Annotated in this window: 8 protein-coding genes and 1 pseudogene; all 9 read left to right on the top strand. The window is 67.1% G+C overall.

Translation table 11 applies throughout. From position 1 onward, the window contains the following. Positions 1 to 333, top strand: a pseudogene (locus A9W96_RS05820) (hypothetical protein); the annotation flags it as partial. 2 nt (positions 334 to 335) lie between these two features. Then, positions 336 to 800, top strand: coding sequence for a WhiB family transcriptional regulator (locus A9W96_RS05825; protein ID WP_231999601.1), 465 nt, complete (start codon positions 336 to 338; stop codon positions 798 to 800). A 214-nt stretch (positions 801 to 1,014) separates the two neighbouring features. Further along, positions 1,015 to 1,896 (top strand): DUF6551 family protein, encoded by an 882-nt coding sequence (locus A9W96_RS05830; RefSeq protein ID WP_067138376.1) that lies wholly within the window; start codon positions 1,015 to 1,017, stop codon positions 1,894 to 1,896. Between the two features lie 43 nt (positions 1,897 to 1,939). Next, on the top strand, positions 1,940 to 2,572 hold the full coding sequence (locus A9W96_RS05835) for a DUF1643 domain-containing protein (protein WP_231999603.1): 633 nt from the start codon (positions 1,940 to 1,942) through the stop codon (positions 2,570 to 2,572). Beyond that, a complete protein-coding gene (locus A9W96_RS05840) occupies positions 2,569 to 3,045 on the top strand; it encodes a GxxExxY protein (protein WP_231999602.1) in 477 nt (158 codons plus the stop codon). Before A9W96_RS05835 ends, A9W96_RS05840 begins: the two co-directional genes overlap by 4 nt. Positions 3,046 to 3,287: 242 nt before the next feature. Next, a complete protein-coding gene (locus tag A9W96_RS31225; protein WP_156765127.1) occupies positions 3,288 to 3,842 on the top strand; it encodes a hypothetical protein in 555 nt (184 codons plus the stop codon). Positions 3,843 to 3,953: 111 nt separating this feature from the next. After that, entirely contained in the window at positions 3,954 to 4,076 is a 123-nt protein-coding gene (locus A9W96_RS33010; RefSeq protein ID WP_255362937.1) for a hypothetical protein, read from the top strand. A gap of 758 nt (positions 4,077 to 4,834) precedes the next feature. Beyond that, positions 4,835 to 6,070: a hypothetical protein gene (locus A9W96_RS05850; protein WP_067138383.1), complete on the top strand. Its 1,236-nt coding sequence runs from the start codon at positions 4,835 to 4,837 to the stop codon at positions 6,068 to 6,070. An 11-nt stretch (positions 6,071 to 6,081) separates the two neighbouring features. Continuing rightward, the coding region (locus tag A9W96_RS05855) for a DnaB-like helicase N-terminal domain-containing protein (protein WP_369830816.1) at positions 6,082 to 6,303 on the top strand (222 nt) is incomplete at its 3' end.

Consider the following 6,303-nt stretch of genomic DNA (forward strand, 5'->3'; position numbering starts at 1 on the left):
AATCCGCAAACAGTGTTGGGCCGCTATGGGTTTCGTGATGGTCGCTGGCTGTTCGGGCAAGGCATGCCTGCAGCGGTGGGGGTCAGCCGGGGGGCGGTGCATGCCGCGGCGCATTTCAATCGGCAAGGGATGAAGGTGGCGTGCCCGAGTGCGTCGATGATGCTGACGCTCACCGCGGTGATGTCGCGGTTAGGGATCCACGCCAAGCCCACTGATGGGCACCCGCGCGCCGCGGTCGGCCCGGGCCGTGTTGCTGAGGCGTTGGCGCGGCTGGGTATCGCCGAAGTCGGTGCGCAGTATCGGCGGCTGCGTGAGAACACGGTGGGGGACTGACCGTGAATGATGTTGACAGCAGACCGAATTCGCGGTGGCTCAACCACCGGATCACCGCGCATCGGATGCGCGGCCGTGGCCAGTCACTGGATGTGATCGCCGACTACTTGCGGGTCACTACGCGCTCGGTGCAGCGGTATTTGGAGTTGCCGTGCCCAGAACCGCTGCCGGACAGGGACGAAGTGGAATTGGCCAGCTTCGTCTTCGACGGGGCCTGCGCTGCCTTTCCTGAGGTGGACTGGCTGAGCCGTAGTCCGTTGGTTCAGGCCGAGGCCAAGGCGATCTGCCAGTACTGCCCGGTGTTGGACAAGTGCCGCAGCTACGGGCTGAACAAGGGCCGTGACCAGCGCGGTGTCCTGGGGGGCATGACCATGGCCGAACGTGCCCGTGAGCTGCGCCGCCAACGGCAGCGCGAGCAGCAGCCCCGGCGGCCAGGAGTCGTCGCCCGAGACCAGGGGGCGGCATGAGCGCGGCGGCCGGCGCGCCGAGACGAGCGCCGGCAGCGGTAGGCAACGCGGTGCCTGCCGATGGACATGACGCGTATCGGCGTGGGTTGTGCGTGGACTGCAAAGCCACCTGGCACTCACCGGGGCGGACCCGCTGCGATGCCTGCCACGACATCTACGCCGGCGGCGTCGGGCAGCGCACACCCAGTGCACGGCAAGGAAGGACCAGAGCAGCATGACGATGAGTGTGAGTGTCACCGCGGCGGCAGCCAATGCCGGCGGAGGCTACATCGACGCGGTGCGTGTCGATGAGTTGTTCGTCGATCAGTCCTATCAGCGCGCGGTCGATATGGGTCGGGCCCGCAAGTTGGCCGCCGGCTGGGGGGATCGTCGGCTGGCCGGGGTGATCGAGATCAGCGATCGCGGCCGCGACCACAGTCCGCGCTACGCGGTGGTCGATGGCCAACACCGTTGGGAGGCTGCGCGACTGCGCGATCCTCAGGCCTCGATGGTGGCCCGCGTCCATGAGGGGCTGACGGTGGCTGACGAGGCCCGGTTGTTTGATCGGCTCAATCGGGAACGGCGGCGTCCCTCGGCCTGGGATCACTGGCAGGCCCGCAAGGCCAGCGGTGATCCTGACGTGCTGGCGATCGAAGACGTCGTGTCCAGTTTGGAGCTGCAGATTCATCACGCGCCCAAGGCGGGAAACGTGCGCTGCACCGCGACGTTGGAGAAGCTGTTCGCCCTCGGCGGCGCCGATCTCATCCGCGACACCCTGGAACTGATTGTTCAGGTGTGGGACCTGCGCATGGATGCCTACGATGCGCCGCTTGTCCATGGCATCGGGTTGATTCAACACTATCTGGGCGACCGTATCGATCCGGAGCGGCTGGCCGACACCTTGCTCGGTGTGCTTCCGACGGCGTTGCGCACCCACGCTGCCGCGTTGGGGGAGACCCTGACCGGCACCGCGGGTGTCCGGATGGCGATCACCATCATGGTGCTCTACAACAGGAACCGCCGCGTACCAGGACAGCGTGTCTTGGTTTGCGCGCGCACTTTCGGCGGCGGGGCGCGCAACGCGCGCTCGCGTCCTTTATCTGCCAAAAGCGCCTGACCCACAAGGTCTTTCAACGTTAAAGAGGTGTGTTGTGACGTTGATGTTGGATCTTCACCTGCCCCACTGGCATCGCCCCGAGCGCTGCGCGCACTTCTCGCCTGATCGGCGCTACCGGTACTGGCTGAGCTGCCGACGCGGGCCCGGGCCGGCGCTGATGTTCATCTCTTTGAACCCCTCCACTGCCGACGAGCACCGCGACGACGCCACGTCACGTCGTGACATCGGGTTTGCCGACGGCTTCGGCTATAGCGCGGTCACCTTGACCAACCTGTACGCCGCGCGGGCCACCAGCCCCAAAGACCTTGCCGGGATAGCTGATCCGATCGGAGTCAGCGGCGATCCTCGCTATGACAATGACGCTCAGCTCGACGCCCAGGCCGCCGCACATGACGTGATCGTTTTGGCCTGGGGTGCTGACGCCGACGCGGCGCGGGCCCGGACGGTCGCCAGCCGCATGTGGCGCATCTGCCGGGCCACCGGTGGCAGTTTAGCCGTGCTCGGCTGGACCTCGAGCGGGCAGCCGCGCCACCCGCTCTACCTGCGCAAGGACACCCCGCTGCAGTGCCTGACTGCACGAGCGCACCTTGACATGCTCGATGTCGACCCGCGGTTGTCGGCACTGCTGACCGACAGCGATGTGCTCGCCGATCTCGACGGCGTGGTGGCACCGTGAGCGCGCCGCACTACGCCACGCACGACGCGGCAGCGGATGCGGTGGCCATCGCTGACCACGTTGTGGCGGTCCTGGGGCGGCGGATCTACCGGGCAGCGCGCGAGACCGCGCTGCAGGACGGTATCGAGCAGGTCTTGCGGGAGCACGCATTTCGGGTTGAGCGGGAATTTCGGCTCGCCAGCTGTGATCGGCCTGACTTCCTCATTGATGGCTGCGTGGTCGTCGAGGTGAAGATGCGGGCCAGCGGTTCGTCGGTGCTGGCGCAGTTGGCCCGGTATGCCGCGCAGCGCGTCAAGGCGCTGGTGGTCGCGACGCCGCGGCTGTCGTCGCTGTCGGGGATGCCGGCGGAAATCTTCGGGGTGCCGGTGCGGGTGGTCGCGCTGCCGGGGCCGGGGCTGGTGTCGCCGCTGCTTACCGATGCCCACACAGTTGACGCGCACGGCGCCGCTGACACTGCGCCGGTGACTCTATGAGCAGCCATGGGGAGTCGCGATTTGCCATCGCGGCGGCGGGTGATGGATTGCGGTGGCGTTGGCACGCAGTGGATTTCGCTGTATTTGGTCCTCGCTTGGCGGCGGCGGGCGCCGACGAATGCTACCGCCCCGAAATCTATTCAGTGTGTGGGCAACGCTGCAACCACGTCGCCACCCGGCTGGGCCCGTTCACCTACGGCAGCCGTTGGCTGACTTCTCGGCGCTGTGAACGGTGCGGATGGGTGGTGGCGCTCAGCCGAGGAACAGTGGAGCAAGAAATCGCGCAATACCTCCCTGATGACGCGCATCGCGATGTGATCGCGGCCGCCGGTACTGACCCAGATCTGATGCGGCGCATCTTCGTGGCGATTCTGGCTGACGCCCCGCCGGGGCGAGCTGGCGAACCCGGGCATCGTTCGGACCTGCTCGCGCACGCGGCCCGGCACCGCCCGGCGGTCATGGTGTGCCACGGCTGCGGGAGCTCCAGCGCTGCAGCGGTCCATGGCGAGGACATCCTGTCTTGCCCCGACTCTGCCGTGGTTTGCGCCGAGTGCACCTTTAGCGCCGGGCTCTGGGCGGGGGAGCGCGAGGGCATGACGACCGGTGAATGCGTCGTCGGTGCCCCCTGCTCGGTCCTCATCGCCCTGGCCCACCACTACGGGGTTTTCGCCGACGGCAGCGATGCCGGCCCACCGGGGCGCATTGTCGATGCCCCCTCGGCTCTGAGGTTCCCGCACCCGCCAGTGGTGCACCTGAAATCGGAAAGGAGTTCTCATGTCATCAGCCAAGAGCGCTGACTGTGCGGCGGCCGCAGCCCGCCCGGCCATCGCGGCTGGGTCGTCTGTGATCCTGCTGGCTACCCGTACGCCTGGTACGGCATCGACCTGGCTGCCGAGGCCGCGGCGGCCATGGCCCTGCTCGAGCCCGACCCTGTTCAGCGGCAGCAGATGACCGCCGCCGGGTGGTCGGTACGGGTCGGCAGCGGCGTGGAACTGGCGCTCGGTGCCGGGTTGACGAAGGCCACGGCGTGATCCGCGGCCGCCCCGACAGCGGGTGCTTGCAATTGTTAGCGTCGCTGAGTGGCGGTGGCGGTTGTCCGGCCCGAGAAACGGTGCCGACCTGGGCTTTTCGCCATGTCCGCCGAGGGGCTAAGTCGTCAGCAAACACGGTCCTGCGGGGGTGCAGCCTCCTCGCGTCACCGGCCAGCGGCCAGCAAACAATTGCAGGAAATGCCGTTTCACCAGCGGTTTTACCCATCGCGTCGCCCGTGAGCGTGGCTCAGCAAACACGGTTTGAGCGCCTCTGAGCGGGCGTATGACGCGGGGCTAGAGCCAGCAAACAAGGTAATTCCGTGTCGGTCCGCCTTCATCGGTCAAAGGCATGGTCGGATGAAGCCGACGACTCGGAATCAGGAAGCCCAGTCGGAAAGGAGGCAATAGCCGCTCACCATCCCCGAACACCAGGGGAGACCCCACAAAAAAATAGCGGGACCAGAACGCAGATCCCCCTCGAAAGGGGGATCTGGGAATCGATCAGAAGGTCGAATTCGGAGCGCCAACTCCGAATTTCGTGAGGTCCGAAGCGCCAACTTCGAATCTCGGTCCCCGTGCTGAACAGGGAGAACTGCGTGACAAGTAGTTCCCAGGGTAGCTCTTACCCAGGACACAATTCAACGTATTCGCGCGAAGTGTCGCAGAAACACCGGCTGAACTGCGCAAAGACACAGCGTTTCGGCGCCGGCCCGCGCGGCGGACAGCGCTCGCACGAAGTTTGCCGGCCTCGACAGCGGGTGACCTTTGCCGACGCCGAGATGGTGCGCGGCCGCGTCGAAACACACGCTGCCCAGCTTGGCCTGCGGGGCGCCCGACGCCACGTACTGGCCGCGGTACTCAAGCTGCTGTGCGGCTGGAGCCGGATCACCGACGACCGGGTTGCGCTCGGGCAGCTCGTCGAGCTCATCGCAGCCGGCGGCGGCCGACGCTACGACCTCAAAACCGTCGGGCGGGCACTGGCGGCGTTGGCGGCCGACGGGTTGATCGTCTATCGGGCAGCCCAAGGCCGCAACACACGCGCGCTCGTGGCGATCAACGAGCAATTCACCGCTGATATCGCCGTACTCGCCCGAGATCGTGACGGCCGGGTCATTACCTGCCACACCCACTCCGACGCCGATTCGGTCACCTTTTCGCGGCGTCTTCCTTATAAGAACCAATCTCTCTACCCCCCTACCCCCCGGAACGACGAGCTGCCCAGCAGCTCCCGGCCGGTTGAGGTCGAGGTATCCACCGACGAGCTACGCCAGGTGCTGGCCGGGCTGCCCGAGGTGCTGGCTCGGCTGCCCAAGCACCTGCGGTTCATGCTGGGCGCGCAGATCCAAAACCGGCTGGCCGCAGGGTGGTTACCCGAGCAGATCCTCGACAAGCTTGGTCGGCCCATGCCGGCGGATCTGCAGCGGCCCTGGCGCCTGGCGCTGTGGCGGTTGCACCACAACGTGCCAGGTGCCGGACCGCGGTTGCGGCCCCTGCAGCGCGCCTGGGAACAGCGCGCGCGCTGCGAGGCCCGCGAGGCGCAGGACCGCACCACTGCGCACTGGTATGCCCAAGTTGCGGCGGCCACCAGCCCGGCCGGACGCGCCGAGCTCCTGCAAGCACACGAGGTGAAATTCGGCCGCCCGGTGGACCCAATGGCGGCGTTGGCCGCGGCGGGACGGCGGGTCAATCGGCTGTTCCCGCAGATGCCGTTGGCGGCGGCTTTGACCCGCTGGGCGGACGAAATCCTGGCCCACTCCACGACGAACCCCGTTGCGGTCGACGGTGTTTCGACTGCGGCCACGATCGGCACCGACCTGCTGATGGACCTGGCGATCAGCGGGGGCCGCCAATGCATGCTGTGCGGTTCGCACCGGGCCACCATGCGCCCCGAGTTGCCGCTGAAATCGATGGTGTGTGATCAGTGCTGGCCCGTGATCGCTGCCGAGCTCGCCGGCGACGGCGACCACGGCCACCACGAGTGGGTGGCCGCGTGACCGATCTCGAGATGCCCATGCAGAGCCGCGGCCGGCAGCGCGTGCAGGCCTACACCGAGCTCGACGATCGGCGCCAGCCCCCGCAGGACCTCAACGCCGAGCAGTCGGTGCTGGGCGGGATGCTGTTGAGCAAGGAGGCCATCGCCGACGTGCTGGAAAAGCTGCGGCCGGGTGACTTCTACCGGCCAGCCCACCAGAGCATCTACGACGTGATCTTGGACCTGTACGGCCGC

It is taken from the genome of Mycobacterium sp. 1245852.3 (assembly GCF_001669335.1).
In the GTDB taxonomy this organism is placed as follows: Bacteria; Actinomycetota; Actinomycetes; order Mycobacteriales; family Mycobacteriaceae; genus Mycobacterium; species Mycobacterium europaeum_A.

Bases quoted from the DNA above. Each gene is read 5' to 3' on its own strand.
- A9W96_RS05830 (WP_067138376.1), top strand. From the start codon at position 1,015: ATGACGATGAGTGTGAGTGTCACCGCGGCGGCAGCCAATGCCGGCGGA.
- A9W96_RS05835 (WP_231999603.1), top strand. From the start codon at position 1,940: ATGTTGGATCTTCACCTGCCCCACTGGCATCGCCCCGAGCGCTGCGCG.
- A9W96_RS33010 (WP_255362937.1), top strand. From the start codon at position 3,954: ATGGCCCTGCTCGAGCCCGACCCTGTTCAGCGGCAGCAGATGACCGCC.